The sequence below is a fragment of the Streptomyces sp. NPDC006430 genome, assembly GCF_040612395.1.
Lineage (GTDB): Bacteria > Actinomycetota > Actinomycetes > Streptomycetales > Streptomycetaceae > Streptomyces.
The window spans coordinates 204,144-221,394 of the sequence record NZ_JBEXQA010000007.1; the positions used below are offsets into that span (position 1 = coordinate 204,144).

Consider the following 17,251-nt stretch of genomic DNA (forward strand, 5'->3'; position numbering starts at 1 on the left):
CCGGCCGGGGCCCCGCCGCCCGGGCCGGTGCCCGGTGCACGGGACGCGGCAACGGTGCGCGGGGCCCGGCCGCCGGCGCTACTCGGAGGGCCAGGCGTCGGCGAGCATCTGGCGCGTGTCCGCCAGAAGTTGCGGCAGCACCTTGGTGTGGCCGACGACCGGCATGAAGTTCGTGTCCCCGCCCCAGCGGGGCACGATGTGCTGGTGCAGGTGCGCGGCGATCCCGGCCCCCGCAGCCGCGCCCTGGTTCATACCGATGTTGAAGCCGTGCGCCCCGGACGCCTTGCGCAGCGCGGTCATGGCCCGCTTGGTGAGGTCGGCCAGCTCGGCCGTCTCGGCGGCGTCGAGCTCCGTATAGTCGGCGACGTGCCGGTACGGCACCACCATCAGGTGACCGCCGTTGTACGGGTACAGGTTGAGCACGGCGTAGACGTGCTTGCCCCGGGCCACAATCAGGCCGTCCTGGTCGGAGGACTCCGGAATCCCGCAGAAGGGACAGCCGTCGCCGGCTTCCGGACCGGTCGGCTTGTTCTCCCCTTGGATGTACGCCATCCGGTGGGGCGTCCACAGACGCTGGAACGCGTCCTGCGTGCCCACACCCATCTGCTGCTCCGGCTCACTGGTCATGGGATGCAGCATATGACCTTGCCCCCGTAGGGCGTGTCGCCGGGGCGAAGACCGGTCGCACAGCGGCGATGCTGGGCTCATGCACGACGTAGCCGAGACCCGTGATCAAGCCTGGGAGCGCCGTACCGAGCTGCCCCTCTTCTTCGCCTCGCTGTTCTTCCTCGCAGGCTACGCGGTCCGCGTGCTCGCCGGCGACACCGATCGGCTCCTGCGCGACATCGCCAGTGGCGTGGTCTTCACGACCTGGCTGTGCTTCATCCTGGACTACGCGATCCGGATGGTACTGAGCGATCTCCGTCCGCTGCGCTTCATCCGCCGCCACTGGCTGGACGCGTTGGTGGTCCTCCTGCCGACGCTGCGACCGCTGCGCCTCGTCAAGGTCCACGACGCGGTGCAGGCCAAGATGGACCGCCCGCGCCGCGGCCTCTACGCCCGCGTCATGACGTACACCTGCATGGCGGTCGTCCTGCTCGGCTTCTCCGGTGCGCTAGGCGTCTACGAGCACGAGCATCGGGCGCCCGGCTCCTCGATCCGCACCTTCTGGGATTCCGTGTGGTGGATGTGCGAGACCATCACGACGGTCGGCTACGGCGACGTCGTCCCCGTGACCGTGCCGGGCCGGTTGATCGCGATCGGGCTGATGGCGGCCGGTGTTGCCCTGTTGGGCGCGGTGACCGGCTCGTTCTCGTCCTGGTTGATCCAGATCTTCCGCCGGGAGGACGAAGAGGGGCCCCCGGGGAAATGAAGTTCCCCGGGGGCCCCTCGGTGACGTGCTGCGCGGCTCAGACCTGGACGCGGTCCTCGACGACCTTGACCAGCTTGGCGAGGGCCTCGTCCTTGGGGATGCCGTTCTCCTGCGAACCGTCGCGGTAGCGGAAGGAGACGGTGCCCGCGGCCATGTCCTCGTCACCGACGATGATCATGAACGGGACCTTGAGCTTCTGGTGGTTGCGGATCTTCTTCTGCATCCGGTCGGAGGAGGCGTCCACCTCGACCCGCAGACCCTTCTTCTTCGCCGCGGCGGCGAACTCCTGGAGGTACTCCACGTGCCCGTCGCCGATCGGGATGCCGACCGCCTGGACCGGGGCCAGCCACGGCGGCATGGCACCCGCGTAGTGCTCCAGCAGTACGGCGAAGAACCGCTCGATCGAACCGAACAGGGCGCGGTGGATCATGACCGGCCGCTGGCGCGAGCCGTCCGGGGCGGTGTACTCCAGGTTGAAGCGCTCGGGCAGGTTGAAGTCGAGCTGGACCGTCGACATCTGCCAGGTGCGGCCGATGGCGTCGCGCGCCTGCACGGAGATCTTCGGTCCGTAGAAGGCCGCGCCGCCCGGGTCGGGGGTCAGCGGGAGGCCCTGCTTCTCGGCGACCTGCTGGAGGACCGCGGTGGCCTCCTCCCAGGCCTCGTCCGAGCCGACGAACTTCTCCGGGTCCTTGGTCGACAGCTCCAGGTAGAAGTCGGTCAGACCGTAGTCGCGGAGCAGGTTCAGCACGAAGGTGAGCGTCCGGTCGAGCTCCTCGGCCATCTGCTCACGGGTGCAGTAGATGTGCGCGTCGTCCTGGGTGAAGCCGCGGGCGCGGGTCAGGCCGTGCACCACGCCCGACTTCTCGTACCGGTACACGGTGCCGAACTCGAACAGGCGCAGCGGCAGCTCGCGGTAGGAGCGACCGCGAGCGTCGAAGATCAGGTTGTGCATCGGGCAGTTCATGGGCTTGAGGTAGTAGTCGGTACCACCGTCGAGCTGCATGGGGGGGTACATGCCCTCCGCGTACCAGTCCAGGTGGCCGCTCTTCTCGAAGAGCGCGCCCTTGGTGGCGTGCGGGGAGTAGACGAACTCGTAGCCCTCTTCCTCGTGCCGGCGGCGCGAGTAGTCCTCCATGGTCCGGCGGATGATGCCGCCGCGCGGGTGGAAGACGGCCAGGCCGGAGCCGATCTCGTCCGGGATGGAGAAGAGGTCCAGCTCGTTGCCGAGCTTGCGGTGGTCGCGCTTCTCGGCCTCGGCGAGGAAGTCGAGGTGCGCCTTCAGCTCCTCCTTCGACGGCCACGCGGTGCCGTAGATGCGCTGGAGCATCGGGTTCTTCTCGCTGCCGCGCCAGTAGGCGGCCGCGTTGCGCATCAGCTTGAACGCCGGGATGTTGCGGGTGGTGGGCAGGTGGGGACCACGGCAGAGGTCCTTCCAGCACAGCTCCCCGGTCTTGGCGTCCAGGTTGTCGTAGATGGTCAGCTCGCCGCCGCCCACCTCGACGTTCGCACCGTCGTCGGTCGACGCGGAGCCCTTGATGCCGATGAGCTCCAGCTTGTACGGCTCGTCGGCGAGCTCCTCGCGGGCCGCCTCGTCGGTGACCACGCGGCGGGCGAAGCGCTGGCCGCGCTTCTGGATCTCCTGCATCTTCTTCTCGATGGCCTTGAGGTCATCGGGGGTGAAGGGCTTCGCAACGTCGAAGTCGTAGTAGAAGCCGTTCTGGACCGGCGGGCCGATGCCCAGCTTCGCCTCGGGGAAGAGCTCCTGCACGGCCTGCGCCATGACGTGCGCGGTCGAGTGGCGCAGGATGTTCAGACCGTCCTCGGAGGAGATCTCCACCGGCTCGACGGTCTCGCCGTCCTTGACCTCGTACGAGAGGTCCTTGAGCTCGCCCGCAACGCGCGCGGCGACGATGGTGCGCTCGCCGGCGAAGAGCTCGGCCGCCGTAGTGCCCGTGGCCACCACGCGCTCGTCCCGCTCGGAATCGCGTTGGATGATCACACGGACGTCTGACACCGGTCTCTCCTGAACTCTGGGGGTGCGCGAGCGAACGCTGCGCGCTTGAATCGTACCGAGCCGAACGGCTCCGCCGCGAAACGGATATCGACCGGGCTGTCACCGCCGGCCCCACCCTGCCCCTGCCCTGCCCCTACCCGGCCCCACCGGCCACCCCGGGAACGACCCGCCCGGCGACCCGCCGACGAGCGGATCGGCGGGCGGATCGGCGGGCGGATCGGCGGGCGGATCGGCGGGCGGATCCGCCGGTGCCCGGGGCCGGGGCACCGGGCCGGGAAGATCACCACGGGGTCGAGCAGCAGCGCGCGCTCTGCGCGGCGAGGTGGACCCGGCCGAGGGGAGGGCGTGCGATCCCCTGCGGGAGACCAGCGCACCGACGAGATCCCCACCGGGGCCGCGGCGGACCCGTCCGCTCACCGCACTAGTCGTCGGTCGGCAGGACGTCCGTCGCGTCGAGGGACTCGTCCAGCGACTTCATCAGCCGGTCCCGCTCGACCTCGTCGAGCGGGACCGGCGTCACGTCCGTGGCCTCGGTCAACCGCCGGAACCCGCCGCGGCGCTGCAAGCGCCCGCTCACCCTGATCGGCACGCCCACGAGGTGCGCGTGCCCCGCCACCCGGTACGCCTCTTCGTCCAGCACCGCCCGTACGTAGGGGACCTCCGCCCCGGCGAGGACCCGCAGCCGGATCGTGCCCCCGCCCCCGGCGGCCGAGCGCCGCATCCGGACCACGGCCCCCGCCACACGGACCGCGACCGCCGGTTCGTCCCGGGTGTACCGCGCCGCAGCGTCCCGGAGCACCGGCAGGTCTCCGGGCGAGAACTCCACCGGCTCCGGCCGGGCCGCGCACCCGGCCGGTACACCGGCCGCCGGTGCCCAGGCCAGCGCGATGCGGGCCCCCTCGGAACCCCTGACCAACGCGATGAGCGCATCGGCGAGTTCCCGGCTGACGCCGGCTCCGACCGCCGCGTCGAAGGCCTCCATGCCACCGGTGGCGCGCTGGTAGTCCACGGCTTCGCGGGCCGCGTGCAGCGCGTGGTGCAGCCGCGTCATCGTGCCCCGGCCGCCGTCCACCGGTACGTACGCGGTCAGCCTGCGCCCGCCGGGGGCCGGACCCACCAGGACCCCGTCCAGGGCCCGTTCCGCCTGTCCCCGGTGCCGGGCGCCGTAGTACCCGGCCCTCGCCCGGTCCGCGAGGGCGCCGGCCAGCAGGAGCTGCCTGGCGGCCGAGCGGAGCTGTTCCTGCATGGTCCACGCGGCTGCGCCCCGGGGCCCGTACGGGCCCCCCGGGCCCTCCGGGATCCGTCGGTCCCACCGGATCTCGTCGCTGGGCACGCTCAGCCCGTACAGCACCTCGCGCGCGGACGGCAGCGCGCTGCGCGAGAGCGCGGTCAGCGCCTCCTCCAGCAGGTCGCCGCAGTCGGGGAAGGCCCGGCTCTCCGGGACGAGGAGGCTGGTGCCCCCGTAGCCGGGCGGCGTCCAGCGCCCGTACCGCCCGGCCGACCCGCCCCGGCGCTGCCAGCCGTGCCGGTGCAGCAGGGCCCCCAGTACGGCCGGGTCCACGAGGGCGGGATCGGGTGCACCCGAGTCGTCCGGCCAGTCGGCGTACCCGTACTCCGAAGGGGACGACAACGGTTCGAGGTTCGGTGAGTTCCGGTGCATCAGGGTGTCCCTCCCGACCCGACCCGGGTCATGATCTCGCACAGCGCGCGGTCGTCGAAGATCCGCGTGGTCGGGATCCGTACGGTGGTCCGGCGCCGGCCGGTCGCGGGGTGTCCGGCGAGGTTGGTCCAGTAGCAGCAGTGCCTCAGGTCGAGCCGGTCGTGGCCGGCCGCCAGCCACTGGTCGCGGTCTCGCGGGACGAGCATCACGACGAGGATCTTGTGGACGGCGACCGGCGTGCGGGCCAGTTTCACCAGGTGTTCGTTGTCGAGGGTGAAGGCGAAGGAGGGGCCGGCCGGCCTGGGCGGCACCTGGTAGGTCGCCTTCAGCTGCACCTTGATGGTGACCTCGTCGTCGATGACGTGTTCGGGCGCGCCGTGGCTGACGTGCCAGTCGATGCCGTTGTCCGGGAAGGGCTGGGAGAGCGAGCAGCCGGCCGCGGCGGCGACGGCGTGCAGGTATCCCACTTGAAGGGTCTCCATACAGGCGGTGGTGGCGAGTGTGCCGCGCAGCAGTTCGGTCCGCGCCCCGCTCCGCGGATCGATCCGCCCCTGCAGCACCCCGCCCGGTTCGGGCTGCGCGAGCGCCATGGCCGGCTCCCCATGCCTTCCGGGCTCTGCCGAGTGAGAGGTGGTCGGGGTGACGACCGGTCATGTGTGCGGTCCCCCGAAGAAGTTGTCTCCGTACCAGAGGGGTCGCAAACGGCGTACGGCGCAAACGGGCCGGGTATCACGGATTCGGGCAAGGGTGGCGTGTTTCGGGTGCGCCCCATCTGCCGATCCGGGACGAGGAGTTCGCCATGACGCGCTGGTACGAGGGCCCGCTGGCCGCATTCGACACGGAAACGACAGGGGTGGACGTGGAGCAGGACCGGATCGTGTCCGCCGCGCTCATCGTGCAGGAGTGTGCGGGCGGCCGGGTCCGCTCCACCCGCTGGCTGGTCAATCCCGGCGTTCCGGTGCCCCCGGGGGCCACGGAAGTGCACGGTCTGACCGACGAGCACCTCCAGCGCAACGGGCGGTGGCCCGCGCCGGTCGTGGAGGAGATAGCCCGCGCGCTCGGGGAACAGCAGGTGGCGGGCCGGCCGGTGGTGGTGATGAACGCGCCGTTCGATCTGACGCTGTTGGACCGGGAGTTGCGCCGGCACCGGGCCTCGACGCTGGCCCGCTACCTGGACAACCGGCCGCTGACGGTGCTGGATCCGCGGGTGCTGGACAAGCACCTAGACCGGTACCGCAAGGGCCGCCGGACACTGACGGACCTGTGCGCGCACTACGGGATAGAGCTGGAGGGTGCGCACGACGCGGCGGCGGACGCGCTGGCCTCGCTGGAGGTCGTACGGGCGGTGGGGCGCCGGTTCGCGGCCCGACTGGAGCGGCTGACCCCGGCCGAACTGCACACGCTCCAGGCGGTGTGGCACGCGGCGCAGGCCCGTGGGTTGCAGGCGTGGTTCGCGCGCCAGGGGACGCCGGAGACGGTGGACCCGCACTGGCCGCTGCGGCCCGAGGTGTCGGCGGCGGCCTAGGCCGGTCGGCAACGCGGCCCGGGGCGGGGCCCGGAGATGCGGAAGGCCGGTCCGTCTGATGACGGACCGGCCTCTCCCGGTGGGCGATACTGGGATCGAACCAGTGACCCCTTCGGTGTGAACGAAGTGCTCTCCCGCTGAGCTAATCGCCCGGGAACGGGTTGAACAATACAAGAGGCACGGGGTCTGGTTCAAACCGCTTCCGACGAAGCCCCCAGACGGGTCGCGAGGGCGCGCCGGCCGGCCCGCATCATCAGGGCGTGGTTGAGCCGGAACGCCGGCCGCGCGGGCACCGCGAGGCGTCGCAGCAGGGGGCTGCGCACCTCGACCTCCTGCTCGTACAGGGCCCGGGTCCCGTACCCGTCCCGGCCCCAGTGCGCCCGTACGGTCCACCGCGCCCAGCCCTCGATGTCACCGTGCAGGGCAGCCTCCAGGAGGCCCCGGTCGGGATCGCGGAGCAGTTCGGTGACGGTCACCCGGATCTCGTACGGGAGGACGGAGCGGATGAACAGGGTGCTGCTGCGCCCGTCGATCGGCCGGACCCCGCGGACTTGGGGCCACCAGCACGGGTACGCGTCGGTCCGCTCCAGGACGCCGTAGACCCGCGCGGGTGGGGCGTCGAGGTCCCACACGCTGCGGAAGCGGTAGCGGGTCCAGCGGTCCCAGTGGCTGCGGTCCGTACGACTGCGGTCCCCGTGGCTGCGGTCCATGCGCCCAGTCTGGCCCGGGGGCCCCTCCGTAGGCGCCGCTTGCGCACATCCGCCGCTTCTGTGTGTACTCAGGGCGGATCTGAGTACGCACGCCCATGTTCCGGTGGCGTGACGGGCGCCACACTCCTGGGCATGGCACCTCCACCACCGAACACACCCCTGCCGCCCGCCCAGGAGCTGGCGCTCATCGACCGGGAACTGGCCCAACTCGATGCCCGGCGCACGTACTTGTTGGCCCGCCGTGCCTGGCTGCTGCGGCTGCCGGTCGCGCCCGGCTGGGCTCCGGTCGCCCCCGCCGGTCCGAAGGACGCCTCGGCCCCGAGCGCCCAGAACGTGCTGCTGATCCTGGGCGCGGTGTTGCTGGCGGTGGCCGCGCTCGCGTTCACGCTGGTCAGCTGGGGGGCGATGGGGATCGCCGGGCGCTCGGCCGTACTGGTCGTACTGACGGTGGCCGCGCTGGGTGCGCCGGCGCTGCTGCTGCGGCGCGGACTGCGGTCGACGGCCGAGTCGGTGGCTGCGGTGGGGCTGCTGCTGACGGTCCTGGACGCGTACGCGCTGTACGCGGTCGCCCTGCCAGAGGTCGACGGCACCGCGTACGCGGCGGGCGCGTCCGCCGTGCTGGCGGCGCTGTGGGCGGGGTACGCCCCGCTGCTGGGGAAGCTGGTGGTCCCGCTGCCGGCGGCGGTGGTGACGGCGCAGTTGCCCCTGCCGCTGGCGGCGCTGGCCGCCGGGGCGGACCCGGTGGGGTTCGGCTGGGCGCTGCTGGCGACGGCGGCGCTGGACGCGGCCCTTGTGCTGCTGGTGCCGGGGGCCCGGTCGCGGGGCCCGGTGTGCGGTCCGGCGGTGGCGAGCGGGGCCGTTTGGGGCGCGGGAGCGCTGCTGATCGGCCTGTCGGGGTCGGTGCAGGCCGGCTCGGCTGCGGCGGCGCTGGATCCGTCGCTGCTGCTGGCGGCCTGTGCGGCGCTGGGCGTCGCAGTGGCCTGGCGGGAGCCTTCGGCGACGGCGGTCGCGGTCGCGGGCGCCCTGTCGGGGGTGGCGGCGCTCGGCGGGCCGGCTCGGCCCGCCCTGTCGCGGGACTGGGCCGTGGTGGTCTTCCTGGTGCTCGCCCTGCCACTGCTGGCGGCGGTACGGGCGAACGCGCTCCCGGCGGCGGTCCGGCGCGGCCTGGCCCTCGCCGGGGCCGGGGTGGCCGCGCTGGCCGCGCTCTCGGCGCTGCTGCCCGCGGCGGGCTCGCTGGGGGCCCGCTTCGGCGTACTGCGCGAGGTGTGGGCGGCGACAACCCCGCCCGAGGGGCCGTACGGGCCGGGTACGGCGGTCCCGCTGACCCTGGTCGTCGCCGCGGGGGCGGCGTGGTGGCTGGCGCGGGTACTGCCGCGCCCCGAGCCGGGCGTGATCGCGGTGGCCCTCGGCTGGGCGGGGCTGTTCGTTGCGCCGATGCCGTACGGACTGCCGGTGGCGGTGGTGCTCGGGGCGCAGCTGACGGTGACGGCGGCGGCCGGGGTGTTCGCGCTCAAGGCCGCGCGGGGCCCGGGGTACGCGGCTGCGGTGTGCACCGCCGTGGGCGCACTGAACCTGTCGGTGTCCGCGCTGGACGGCCGTACGGCCACCTTCGCGGTGTTCGTGCTGGTGGGCGCGGGCTGCGCGGCGGGGGCGGCGTACGCGCCCGGCGCGCAGCCCACGCGGGCGGGCGGCGCGGTGCTCGCCGTCGGGTACGCGGCGGCCACGGTGGCGGCCCTGTGCGCGCTGCAGGGCCTGGCGGTGTCCTGGTGGGCGCTGCCGGTGCTGGCGGTCCCGGCTGCGGTGGTGGCGCTCGGACCGCGCCTGGGCCGGGTCCGGATCCCGGCGGAGGTCGCTGCGGCGGCGGTCGGCGCCGCAGCGCTGCTCCTCGCGGCAGCGGAGCTGCCGCTGCTGGCGCTGGTGTGCGCCCTGGTCGGGGTGATCTGCGCGGGCGGGGCGGTACGCGCGGACCGGCGCGGGCTCGGCCCGGCGGCCGGGGTCCTGTTCGTGGCGGCGACATGGATCCGGCTCTGGGTGTCCGGCGTGGCGGCGCCCGAGGCGTACACGCTGCCGGTGACGGTGCTCGCGCTCGCGGTGGGCTTCCTGCGCCGCCGCGGGGACGGGCGGGCCTCGTCCTGGACGGCCTACGGGCCGGGGCTGGCCGCGACCCTGCTGCCGAGCCTGATCGCCGCATGGGGCGATCCGCACTGGTTGCGGCCGCTGCTGCTGGGCCTGGCGGCGCTCGCGGTGACGCTGCTCGGCGCGCACCGGCGGCTCCAGGCTCCGCTGCTGCTCGGTGGCGGCGCCCTCGCGGCGGTGGCACTGCACGAGCTGGCACCGTACGTGGTCCAGGTCGTCGACGCGCTGCCGCGCTGGCTGCCGCCGGCCTTGGCGGGGCTGCTGCTCCTGGTGGTGGGCGCGACGTACGAGAAGCGGCTGCGGGACGCGCGCCGGCTGCGGGCGGCCCTCGGCCGGCTCGGGTGACGGCGGTCGGGAAGAACGCCATGAGAACGCCGAGGGCCCGGAGACTTTGGAAGTCTCCGGGCCCTCGGTCCGGGTGGGCGATACTGGGTTCGAACCAGTGACCCCTTCGGTGTGAACGAAGTGCTCTCCCACTGAGCTAATCGCCCGGACGCACCGCAAACATTACCCCATGTCAGCGGTGGTTCCCGACCATCACTGGTCCTTGATGGCCCAGGGCATGGTCAGGCCGTACTTCCACAGGTAGAAGCCGATCAGCGCGCCGGCGATCACGAGCCCCACACTGGTGAGGATGAGGTTGCGGCGGCGGACCTTCGGGTCCAGGGCCTTCTGCGCGGCCTCGGTGACCTTGTGCTTGGTCCAGCGCAGGACGAGCGACGCCCAGGCGAACTCGGTGGCCCAGATCGCGAGGCCGGCGAAGATCGCGACCCAGCCGGGACCCGGGAGGACGAGCATCGCGACGCCCGCCCCGACGACGGCGAGGCCGACGACGAAGACGCCGACCTGCCAGCTGAGGTGCAGGGTGCGGCGCGACTTGATGAAAGCTGGCGCCTTCGAGACGTGCGGCGCGTTCGGCGTGGTCTGCTGAGTGGTGTCGTCTGCTGTGGACTCGCGGGTCCCGCGGTCACTCCCCGTATTCATGGCACCGAATCTACCGGAGCCGGAAGCACACGTGAATGGTGGTTTGGATCCGCCGTACGAGGGACCCAGAGGTCCGCAAAACGGTCAGAGGGGTTTACAACGGCACCGTAGGTGGCATGTCGATTTCGCCGACGTGCGAATCCCCGAGCGCACACTGAGCGAAAGGCCCTGGCGCTTATGAACACCACGGTCAGCTGCGAGCTGCACCTGCGCCTCGTTGTGTCGAGCGAGTCCTCCCTGCCTGTCCCGGCGGGCCTGCGGTATGACACGGCCGATCCCTACGCCGTGCACGCCACCTTCCACACCGGCGCCGAGGAGACGGTCGAATGGGTATTCGCCCGAGACCTCCTCGCTGAGGGCCTCCACCGGCCCACCGGAACCGGAGACGTCCGCGTCTGGCCGTCCCGCAGCCACGGTCAGGGCGTCGTCTGCATCGCCCTGAGCTCACCGGAGGGAGAAGCCCTGCTCGAAGCACCCGCCCGCGCACTGGAGTCGTTCCTCAAGCGGACGGACGCCGCGGTTCCACCCGGGACCGAACACCGGCACTTCGATCTCGACAAGGAGCTCTCCCACATCCTGGCCGAAAGCTGAGCCAGGCCTTCAGGGAGCACCTCCCGGCGTCAGCCGGGGCCACTGTGCACCGTCCGACTCGGGGCGACGGTGCCCGCTGGACAAAACCCACATACGGCAGTGCCGGCGCTGTTCTTGCGGAAGCCACCCGCGAGGACGGCGCCGTTGGGCTTGACGGGGCCGGAACGGGGGTACCTCCCGATGCCGCCCGGAGACGACTAGAGTCGGCCACCAGCGGCGGCACTGGTCCGTCGCCGCAGGCCCGGCCCCCAGGGAGCGACCACCGTGCAGATTCCCCACGACACCCGTCGCGCGCTCGACGTCGTCGTCGCGCTGGTGAACACAGCGGCCGAGGCGGACCAGCCCGACGGACTGGCGGACATCGGCTCACTGCGCGAGTTCGTGCGCGAGTACGAGATCAGCGACGTCGGCGAGCTCGGTGCCCGCGACCTCGCCGGGGTGCGCACGGTCCGCGGCAAATTCGCCCAGGTCTTCGGAGCACCCAACCCCCGGACCGCGGCAGGGCTGATCAACGAGCTGGTGGCGACCGCCGGCACCACCCCGCAGCTGACCGACCACGACGGCTACGACTGGCACGTCCACTACTTCGCGCCGGGCGCCTCGCTGGGCGATCACCTCGCGGCCGACGGCGGCATGGCACTGGCCTTCATCGTGGTCTCCGGCGAGCAGGAACGCCTGCGGCGCTGCGAGGCCCCCGACTGCCGGCGGGCCTTCGTGGACCTGTCCCGGAACCGCTCGCGGCGCTACTGCGACAGCCGGACCTGCGGGAACCGGTTGCACGTGGCGGCGTACCGGGCCCGGCGCAAGGAAGCCGACGCAGGGCTGTCAGAGCAGGAAGAGGTCGTGCACGGCAGCAAGCAGTAGCAGGGTTCCGATCACCCCTAGGAAGATCATCAGGGGCGGCTGGGAAAGCGCGAAGAGGCAGCCCCGCGGCTCCTCGGCAACAGGGGCGGGGCCCGTCGTGGCCGCCGGCGCGGGAACCGGCGGCTCACCCTGCGATGTGTCGAGCATGTCGCGCCGATGATCGCGCAGCATCCCGGTATCGGGCCTTCAACACGCCAGCAATTGCGCGGGAGTTCACCCCTTCTTGTCAGCGAGTAGCGATGGGCGTGAGGATGCGCCCCGCAGATGCACCGGTGGCGCGTCGCCGGCGCACCGGCGGCGCCTCGGAGCCTCAGACCCTCAGAGCCTCAGATGCCGTGCTTCTTCAAAATCGCCTCGATGTCGGAGAAGTCGTCCGCCTCCCCGGCCGGGCCGGGAGTCGGGCGGGACGCCGGTCGGGGGTGCGCGCCCGGCGACGGGGCGGACGCGGCCGGGGCGACGGCCTGCTGCGCGGGGCTCCCCCCGACCGCTGCGGGCACGCCGGCCGCCTTCTCCCCCTTGCCGAGCCTGCGGCGCTCGATGGCGCGGGTGGTCACGAGCAGCAGCCAGGACAGGGCGAGCAGTCCGAAGCCCGCCCAGACGGTCGGATTGAAGACCATCCCGGACAACCACTCCACGACGCCCGTCATCACCAGGGCGACCGGTACCAGCGCGTACGCCGCAATCCGCGCGGCAGCGAGAAAGCGCTTGCGGTACGCGGTCACCGCAGCGATGCCCAAACCCGCGGCGGACACCGCGGAACATACGGTCTCGGCAAGCATGCGGTCCTCCAGGGGTGGGCGTTGCGTCCCTTCCATCCTGCACCGGGCACCGCCGCGCGGGCCACGCCCGGAACAAGTGCCACACCGATCTCCGGGACATCTCGGGGTCGCGCCTCCTCCCCAGGGGGTGCGTTTCGGTGGCTGCGCCCGGCGGCTGGGAGACTGTCCGCATGACCGATTCCGTGATCCTCGATGTCTGGTGCGAGCTCCAGTGCCCGGACTGCCACAGCGCCCTGGACGACGTAAGGGCCCTGCGGGCCCGCTACGGCGACCGGCTGGACATCCGGCTGCGCCACTTCCCGCTGGAGAAGCACAAGCACGCCTTCGCCGCGGCGCAGGCGGCCGAGGAGGCCGCCGAGCAGGGGCGCGCCTGGCCGTACGTGGAGGCCGTACTGGCCCGCACCGCGGAGCTCGGCGAGCGCGGAGAGGCCGTACTGCTGGACGTGGCGCGCGAACTCGGCCTGGATGCGGATGAGTTCGACACCGCCCTGGTCGACGGACGGCACATCCTGATCGTCGACGCCGACCAGGCCGAGGGCAAGGCGATCGGCGTGACCGGCACCCCGACGTACGTGATCGACGGCGAGCGCCTCGACGGCGGGAAGAGCCAGGAGAGCCTGCGCGCCCGCATCGAGGAGATCGCGGACCGCCTGCTCGCCGGTGACTAGCGCTGTGGCCGGAAGGGCTTGCCGGTGAACCCTTCCGGTCACAGCACTAGCGGGACCGGCCCCTCCTGGGCAGTGCCTGGATCAGCGTCTAGACCAGTGCCTTCACGGCCTTGACGGCGAAATCCTGATAGCCGAGCGACTCGTAGAGTCGGCGGGCCGGGGTGTTGCCCTCGATGACGTACAGGCCCAGGGAGCGGGCTGCTGAGGCCAGGGCCGCGTGTTCGGCCAGCAGCATGAGGGTGCGGCCGTGCCCCCGGCCGCGGTGCTCGGCGGCCACCTCCACGTCCCAGACGTACGGCACGGTGCCGAGGCCGGGCAGGTCGCACGGCCCGACCCAGAGGGTTCCCAGGACTCCGGCCTCCTCCCCCTCCAGAACGACGAGGGCCGTACCGGGGGTGTCGACCCCCTGCGGCAGCATGAGGGCGTGCTCGGCCCGGGAGGCGGCCAGACCCTGCTCGGGGGTCATCCCCGGAGCGACCAGGCGCTGTGCGTATTCGACGATGCCCGGCTCCAGCCAGTCGTCGAACTCGTCCGGGGTCATCGGGCGGCTGCGGCTGCCCGCCGGAAGTCCGGGGGCCCCGGCGGGCAGTTCCTTGACCATGGTCCGGCCGGTCTCCTGGTAGCCGAGGCTCCGCGCCATCCGCAGCGCCGGGTCCGCGTCGGCCGGGACCGATACCGCGACGCTCGTGCAGCCCCAGGAGCGCAGTACCTCCTCGGCCGCGAGGGCGGCGACCGTGGCCCGCCCGCGCCGCCGGTCCGGTGCATCGATCCACAGGTCCCGGATCACGCCGACCCGGGATTGTGTGGCGGAGCGGGTGGCGAGGACGAGACTGCCGACGTGGCGGCTGTTCACCCGCACCGCGTAGGCCCGCGAGCGGGTGCCGTCGGTGTTCTGCTGAAGCGGCTCGGTGGGCCGCAGGGTCGTGGTCATCACTTCGAGTTCTACCGGCCCCGCGGCCCCGCGTCACCGGGGTTTACGGATCCAGACGCGTTCCGGACTCCGCATCGAAGATCCGCATCGCCCCGGCCGTGACCGGGCCCGGGACGGTCGGGGCGAGCGCCCGGCCGTCGACCCGGTGGACCGCCTGCACATCGCGCAGGGTGGAGGTCAGGAAGATCTCCTCGGCCTGCTCCAGCACCTCGAACGGCAGGTCCGTCTCCTTGGCGCCGGCCCACTCCACGACGAGGGCGCGGGTGATGCCGGCCAGGCAGCCCGAGGCCACGGGCGGCGTGTGGAGCTCCCCGTCGAGCACGACGAACACATTGGAGCCGGTGCCCTCGCAAAGGTGCCCGACGGTGTTCGCGAACAGGGCCTCGGAGGCCCCGGCCCGGTGGGCGGCGGCCAGCGCGACGACGTTCTCGGCGTACGAGGTGGTCTTCAGTCCGGTCACTGCGGAGCGCTCGTTGCGCACCCAGGGCACCGTGATCACGGCGGTGCTGTCCGGTCGGCGGGCGGTCTCGCCCACGGCCACGATCAGGGTGGGCCGGGACGCGCCGCGGTCGGAGCCGAGGGGGGAGACGCCACCGGTGTAGGTGATGCGCAGCCGACCGAGCGGAAGCGGGTTGGCCTCCAGCACGGCCGCGCAGGCCCGGCGCACCTCGTCCAGGTCGGGGTCGGGCAGTCCGAGCCCGCGGGCCGAGCCGGTCAGCCGATCCAGGTGGCGGGTGAGCGCGAAGGCCTTCCCGTGCTGTGCCTTCAGCGTCTCGAACACGCCGTCGCCCACGGTCAGCCCGTGGTCGAACACGGACACCTGTGCGCTGTCGGCGTCCCGCAGCGCGCCGTCGAGCCAGATCTTCACCGTACGATCCCTCCGCTCACCCAGGGGTACCAGTCACCTCATGGGCTCCTGACGCTACCCGTAGCAGTCGGGCCGCCTTCAATTCGGTCTCGGCCCATTCGCGCTCGGGGTCGGAACCCCAGGTGATGCCGGCTCCGGTGCCGAAGAGCAGGCGCGGGCCGCCCGGGGCCTGCCGGTCGATCCAGAAGGTGCGGATGCCGACGGCGAGCTCGGCGGTACCGCGGTCGGCGTCCACCCAGCCGATGCCTCCGCAGTAGGGGCCCCGGGGGGCGGTCTCCAGGACTTCGATGATCCGTAGCGCGGAGGACTTGGGGGCGCCGGTGACCGAGCCTGGCGGGAAGGTGGCCGCGAGCAGCTCGGGCCAGCCGGCGCCGTCGGCGAGCTCGCCGCTGACGGTGGAGACGAGGTGGACCAACCCGGGGTGTTCTTCGAGTGCGCACAGCTCGGGGACGGTGACGGAGCCGGTGGCGCAGACCCGTCCGAGGTCGTTGCGTACGAGGTCCACGATCATCACGTTCTCGGCGTGGTCCTTGGGCAGGAGGTCCGCGGCGGTGCGGCCGGTGCCCTTGATGGGGCCGGACTCCACGTGACGGCCGGCCCGGCGCAGGTACAGCTCCGGGGAGGCGGTGGCGATCTCGACGCCGTGGGCCGGGAGGCGAATCGTTCCTGCATAGGGGGCCGGGTTGCCGCGCGCGAGCAGCGCCGTGAGTGCGTCGACGTCGGCACGGGCCGGGTCGGGCAGCGGCGCGGACATCACCCGGCAGAGGTTGGCCTGGTAGACCTCGCCGGCGGCGATGTGTTCGCGGATGCGGCGCACGCCGGCGGTGTAGGCCGCACGGTCGAGGGAGGAGGACCACTGGTCGGCGGCGGGGCCCCGCCAGAGCCCTGCGACGGGCGCCGGGACGGGATCGGGGCGTACGTCACCGAAGCGCGCACAGACCAGCCGCCCCTCGAAGTCTGCGGAGACCGCCCAGAAGCCGGTGGAGTCGAGGGCGCAGGGGTCACTGGTGACGTCGCGGAGGTCGGTCGCGAGGAGGCCGCCGAAGCGGGCCAGGGGAGGCAGGTCGTGCACGGCTGCGAGTCTATGACCGGTGGCGCGGCGGCGCCGGCGTGGTGTCCGTCGGGTGACCGGTGGTGATCGAGCGGCAGCACGCTGCGGAAACGCGTTTTTGAGCTGGCCCCGGAATCCGCTAGAGTTCAACACGTCGCCAGGGAGCGAAGGGGAAAAACCCCGGAGCGAACACGGTGACCTGCGGACGTAGCTCAGTTGGTAGAGCACCACCTTGCCAAGGTGGATGTCGCGAGTTCGAGTCTCGTCGTCCGCTCGAAGTGGGGGATCTTCCCGAACCCCTGCAGCTCCATGGTGGAGTGGCCGAGAGGCGAGGCAACGGCCTGCAAAGCCGTCTACACGGGTTCAAATCCCGTCTCCACCTCCAAGGACGATTAGCTCAGCGGGAGAGCGCTTCCCTGACACGGAAGAGGTCACTGGTTCAATCCCAGTATCGTCCACTGGTCCGCAAGGATCCCCGCGCGATTAGCTCAGCGGGAGAGCGCTTCCCTGACACGGAAGAGGTCACTGGTTCAATCCCAGTATCGCGCACGCAGCACCTGCTTCACCTGCGGCTTAACGGCCGTGCCCGCGCGATTAGCTCAGCGGGAGAGCGCTTCCCTGACACGGAAGAGGTCACTGGTTCAATCCCAGTATCGCGCACCACCCGCAAGCCCCGGCCGTCGAGACGGCCGGGGCTTCTGCGTTGTACCGCCGGCGCTGCGCGGGCCATGCGCGGGTGGGGCCCCGGCGTGCGGGGCCCCCGGGCACCTCAGGAGGAGAAGAGCATCCGGCCGAAGCCGCCCTTGTGGTGGCCGTGGTGGCCGTGGCCGCCGTGATGCTGCGGGGCACCCCAGGCCGGGGCGGGAGCGGCGTGGGCGGCCGGGTACGGGGCCGGCGGCGCGGCGGGCGGCGGGACCTGGCCGTACTGGCCGGCGATGTACTGCGACTCCAGGCGGGTCAGCGCCTCCAGCTCGCCGTAGTCGAGGAAGATGCCGCGACAGCCGCTGCACTGCTCGATCTGAACGCCGTTGCGGTTGTAGGTGTGCATCATCGCGTGGCACTTCGGACACTGCATGACCGGATCAACTCCTCGCCGTG

18 protein-coding genes and 7 tRNA genes are annotated in these 17,251 nt (G+C 72.2%); 11 read left to right on the forward strand and 14 right to left on the reverse strand.

The window, feature by feature from the left end; translation table 11 throughout:
* Positions 1-78: 78 nt before the first annotated feature.
* On the reverse strand, positions 79-639 hold the full coding sequence (locus ABZZ20_RS13755; protein WP_356869608.1) for an HIT domain-containing protein: 561 nt from the start codon (positions 637-639) through the stop codon (positions 79-81).
* A gap of 67 nt (positions 640-706) precedes the next feature.
* On the opposite strand from ABZZ20_RS13755, the gene ABZZ20_RS13760 reads away from it, so the two are divergent.
* Positions 707-1,372: a potassium channel family protein gene (locus ABZZ20_RS13760; protein WP_356869609.1), complete on the forward strand. Its 666-nt coding sequence runs from the start codon at positions 707-709 to the stop codon at positions 1,370-1,372.
* 37 nt (positions 1,373-1,409) lie between these two features.
* On the opposite strand, the gene thrS is transcribed toward ABZZ20_RS13760, so the two are convergent.
* The 3 genes from thrS to ABZZ20_RS13775 all read right to left on the reverse strand — a co-directional run bounded on the left by thrS (position 1,410) and on the right by ABZZ20_RS13775 (position 5,636).
* On the reverse strand, positions 1,410-3,386 hold the full coding sequence (thrS, locus tag ABZZ20_RS13765; RefSeq protein ID WP_356869610.1) for a threonine--tRNA ligase: 1,977 nt from the start codon (positions 3,384-3,386) through the stop codon (positions 1,410-1,412).
* 421 nt (positions 3,387-3,807) lie between these two features.
* Positions 3,808-5,016 (reverse strand): hypothetical protein, encoded by a 1,209-nt coding sequence (locus ABZZ20_RS13770; RefSeq protein WP_356869611.1) that lies wholly within the window; start codon positions 5,014-5,016, stop codon positions 3,808-3,810.
* Between the two features lie 29 nt (positions 5,017-5,045).
* Positions 5,046-5,636, reverse strand: coding sequence for a DUF4365 domain-containing protein (locus ABZZ20_RS13775; RefSeq protein WP_356869612.1), 591 nt, complete (start codon positions 5,634-5,636; stop codon positions 5,046-5,048).
* Positions 5,637-5,845: 209 nt separating this feature from the next.
* Between ABZZ20_RS13775 and ABZZ20_RS13780 the strand changes: the two genes are divergently transcribed.
* Positions 5,846-6,571, forward strand: coding sequence for a 3'-5' exonuclease (locus ABZZ20_RS13780; RefSeq protein WP_356869613.1), 726 nt, complete (start codon positions 5,846-5,848; stop codon positions 6,569-6,571).
* A gap of 80 nt (positions 6,572-6,651) precedes the next feature.
* Here ABZZ20_RS13780 and ABZZ20_RS13785 read toward each other — a convergent pair.
* Both ABZZ20_RS13785 and ABZZ20_RS13790 read right to left on the reverse strand, forming a co-directional pair.
* A tRNA-Val gene (locus ABZZ20_RS13785) sits at positions 6,652-6,723 on the reverse strand.
* Positions 6,724-6,762: 39 nt separating this feature from the next.
* Positions 6,763-7,281, reverse strand: coding sequence for an SRPBCC family protein (locus tag ABZZ20_RS13790; RefSeq protein WP_356869614.1), 519 nt, complete (start codon positions 7,279-7,281; stop codon positions 6,763-6,765).
* A 132-nt stretch (positions 7,282-7,413) separates the two neighbouring features.
* Here ABZZ20_RS13790 and ABZZ20_RS13795 point away from each other — a divergent pair, with 132 nt between their 5' ends.
* Positions 7,414-9,762 (forward strand): hypothetical protein, encoded by a 2,349-nt coding sequence (locus tag ABZZ20_RS13795; RefSeq protein WP_356869615.1) that lies wholly within the window; start codon positions 7,414-7,416, stop codon positions 9,760-9,762.
* 74 nt (positions 9,763-9,836) lie between these two features.
* On the opposite strand, the gene ABZZ20_RS13800 is transcribed toward ABZZ20_RS13795, so the two are convergent.
* A tRNA-Val gene (locus ABZZ20_RS13800) sits at positions 9,837-9,908 on the reverse strand.
* A gap of 46 nt (positions 9,909-9,954) precedes the next feature.
* Positions 9,955-10,401, reverse strand: coding sequence for a TIGR02611 family protein (locus ABZZ20_RS13805; protein WP_356869616.1), 447 nt, complete (start codon positions 10,399-10,401; stop codon positions 9,955-9,957).
* Between the two features lie 177 nt (positions 10,402-10,578).
* Here ABZZ20_RS13805 and ABZZ20_RS13810 point away from each other — a divergent pair, with 177 nt between their 5' ends.
* On the forward strand, positions 10,579-10,992 hold the full coding sequence (locus ABZZ20_RS13810; protein ID WP_030011909.1) for an SsgA family sporulation/cell division regulator: 414 nt from the start codon (positions 10,579-10,581) through the stop codon (positions 10,990-10,992).
* Between the two features lie 264 nt (positions 10,993-11,256).
* Positions 11,257-11,856, forward strand: coding sequence for a CGNR zinc finger domain-containing protein (locus tag ABZZ20_RS13815; protein ID WP_356869617.1), 600 nt, complete (start codon positions 11,257-11,259; stop codon positions 11,854-11,856).
* On the opposite strand, the gene ABZZ20_RS13820 is transcribed toward ABZZ20_RS13815, so the two are convergent.
* Entirely contained in the window at positions 11,818-12,003 is a 186-nt protein-coding gene (locus ABZZ20_RS13820) for a hypothetical protein (protein ID WP_356869718.1), read from the reverse strand. The two genes, ABZZ20_RS13815 and ABZZ20_RS13820, sit on opposite strands and share 39 nt — an antisense overlap.
* 179 nt (positions 12,004-12,182) lie before the next feature.
* Complete coding sequence (locus ABZZ20_RS13825; protein ID WP_356869618.1) at positions 12,183-12,635, reverse strand: hypothetical protein; 453 nt, start codon at positions 12,633-12,635, stop codon at positions 12,183-12,185.
* A 170-nt stretch (positions 12,636-12,805) separates the two neighbouring features.
* On the opposite strand from ABZZ20_RS13825, the gene ABZZ20_RS13830 reads away from it, so the two are divergent.
* On the forward strand, positions 12,806-13,303 hold the full coding sequence (locus ABZZ20_RS13830; protein WP_356869619.1) for a DsbA family protein: 498 nt from the start codon (positions 12,806-12,808) through the stop codon (positions 13,301-13,303).
* 88 nt (positions 13,304-13,391) lie between these two features.
* On the opposite strand, the gene ABZZ20_RS13835 is transcribed toward ABZZ20_RS13830, so the two are convergent.
* Genes ABZZ20_RS13835 through ABZZ20_RS13845 form a run of 3 tightly spaced genes read right to left on the reverse strand, consistent with a single transcriptional unit; the run spans position 13,392 to position 16,174 of the window.
* The gene (locus tag ABZZ20_RS13835) at positions 13,392-14,234 is read right to left on the reverse strand and encodes a GNAT family N-acetyltransferase (protein WP_356869620.1); all 843 of its coding nucleotides are present in this window, start codon (positions 14,232-14,234) and stop codon (positions 13,392-13,394) included.
* A gap of 43 nt (positions 14,235-14,277) precedes the next feature.
* Positions 14,278-15,102, reverse strand: coding sequence for an aminodeoxychorismate lyase (locus tag ABZZ20_RS13840; protein ID WP_356869621.1), 825 nt, complete (start codon positions 15,100-15,102; stop codon positions 14,278-14,280).
* Between the two features lie 16 nt (positions 15,103-15,118).
* Entirely contained in the window at positions 15,119-16,174 is a 1,056-nt protein-coding gene (locus tag ABZZ20_RS13845) for a chorismate-binding protein (RefSeq protein ID WP_356869622.1), read from the reverse strand.
* 180 nt (positions 16,175-16,354) lie between these two features.
* On the opposite strand from ABZZ20_RS13845, the gene ABZZ20_RS13850 reads away from it, so the two are divergent.
* The 5 genes from ABZZ20_RS13850 (at position 16,355) to ABZZ20_RS13870 (ending at position 16,816) form a co-directional block, all read left to right on the forward strand.
* A tRNA-Gly gene (locus tag ABZZ20_RS13850) sits at positions 16,355-16,427 on the forward strand.
* Between the two features lie 37 nt (positions 16,428-16,464).
* Positions 16,465-16,538, forward strand: a tRNA-Cys gene (locus ABZZ20_RS13855).
* 1 nt (position 16,539) lies between these two features.
* Positions 16,540-16,611: transfer RNA gene (locus ABZZ20_RS13860), tRNA-Val, on the forward strand.
* A gap of 19 nt (positions 16,612-16,630) precedes the next feature.
* Positions 16,631-16,702: transfer RNA gene (locus tag ABZZ20_RS13865), tRNA-Val, on the forward strand.
* Between the two features lie 39 nt (positions 16,703-16,741).
* Positions 16,742-16,816, forward strand: a tRNA-Val gene (locus tag ABZZ20_RS13870).
* 106 nt (positions 16,817-16,922) lie between these two features.
* Here ABZZ20_RS13870 and ABZZ20_RS13875 read toward each other — a convergent pair.
* The gene (locus ABZZ20_RS13875; protein WP_356869623.1) at positions 16,923-17,228 is read right to left on the reverse strand and encodes a zf-TFIIB domain-containing protein; all 306 of its coding nucleotides are present in this window, start codon (positions 17,226-17,228) and stop codon (positions 16,923-16,925) included.
* Between the last annotated feature and the right edge of the window lie 23 nt (positions 17,229-17,251).

Coding starts and splice junctions, on each gene's coding strand:
- ABZZ20_RS13755 (WP_356869608.1), bottom strand. CDS start 639: ATGCTGCATCCCATGACCAGTGAGCCGGAGCAGCAGATGGGTGTGGGC.
- ABZZ20_RS13760 (WP_356869609.1), top strand. CDS start 707: ATGCACGACGTAGCCGAGACCCGTGATCAAGCCTGGGAGCGCCGTACC.
- ABZZ20_RS13775 (WP_356869612.1), bottom strand. CDS start 5,636: ATGGCGCTCGCGCAGCCCGAACCGGGCGGGGTGCTGCAGGGGCGGATC.
- ABZZ20_RS13780 (WP_356869613.1), top strand. CDS start 5,846: ATGACGCGCTGGTACGAGGGCCCGCTGGCCGCATTCGACACGGAAACG.
- ABZZ20_RS13790 (WP_356869614.1), bottom strand. CDS start 7,281: ATGGACCGCAGCCACGGGGACCGCAGTCGTACGGACCGCAGCCACTGG.
- ABZZ20_RS13795 (WP_356869615.1), top strand. CDS start 7,414: ATGGCACCTCCACCACCGAACACACCCCTGCCGCCCGCCCAGGAGCTG.
- ABZZ20_RS13805 (WP_356869616.1), bottom strand. CDS start 10,401: ATGAATACGGGGAGTGACCGCGGGACCCGCGAGTCCACAGCAGACGAC.
- ABZZ20_RS13810 (WP_030011909.1), top strand. CDS start 10,579: ATGAACACCACGGTCAGCTGCGAGCTGCACCTGCGCCTCGTTGTGTCG.
- ABZZ20_RS13820 (WP_356869718.1), bottom strand. CDS start 12,003: ATGCTCGACACATCGCAGGGTGAGCCGCCGGTTCCCGCGCCGGCGGCC.
- ABZZ20_RS13825 (WP_356869618.1), bottom strand. CDS start 12,635: ATGCTTGCCGAGACCGTATGTTCCGCGGTGTCCGCCGCGGGTTTGGGC.
- ABZZ20_RS13830 (WP_356869619.1), top strand. CDS start 12,806: ATGACCGATTCCGTGATCCTCGATGTCTGGTGCGAGCTCCAGTGCCCG.
- ABZZ20_RS13835 (WP_356869620.1), bottom strand. CDS start 14,234: ATGACCACGACCCTGCGGCCCACCGAGCCGCTTCAGCAGAACACCGAC.
- ABZZ20_RS13875 (WP_356869623.1), bottom strand. CDS start 17,228: ATGCAGTGTCCGAAGTGCCACGCGATGATGCACACCTACAACCGCAAC.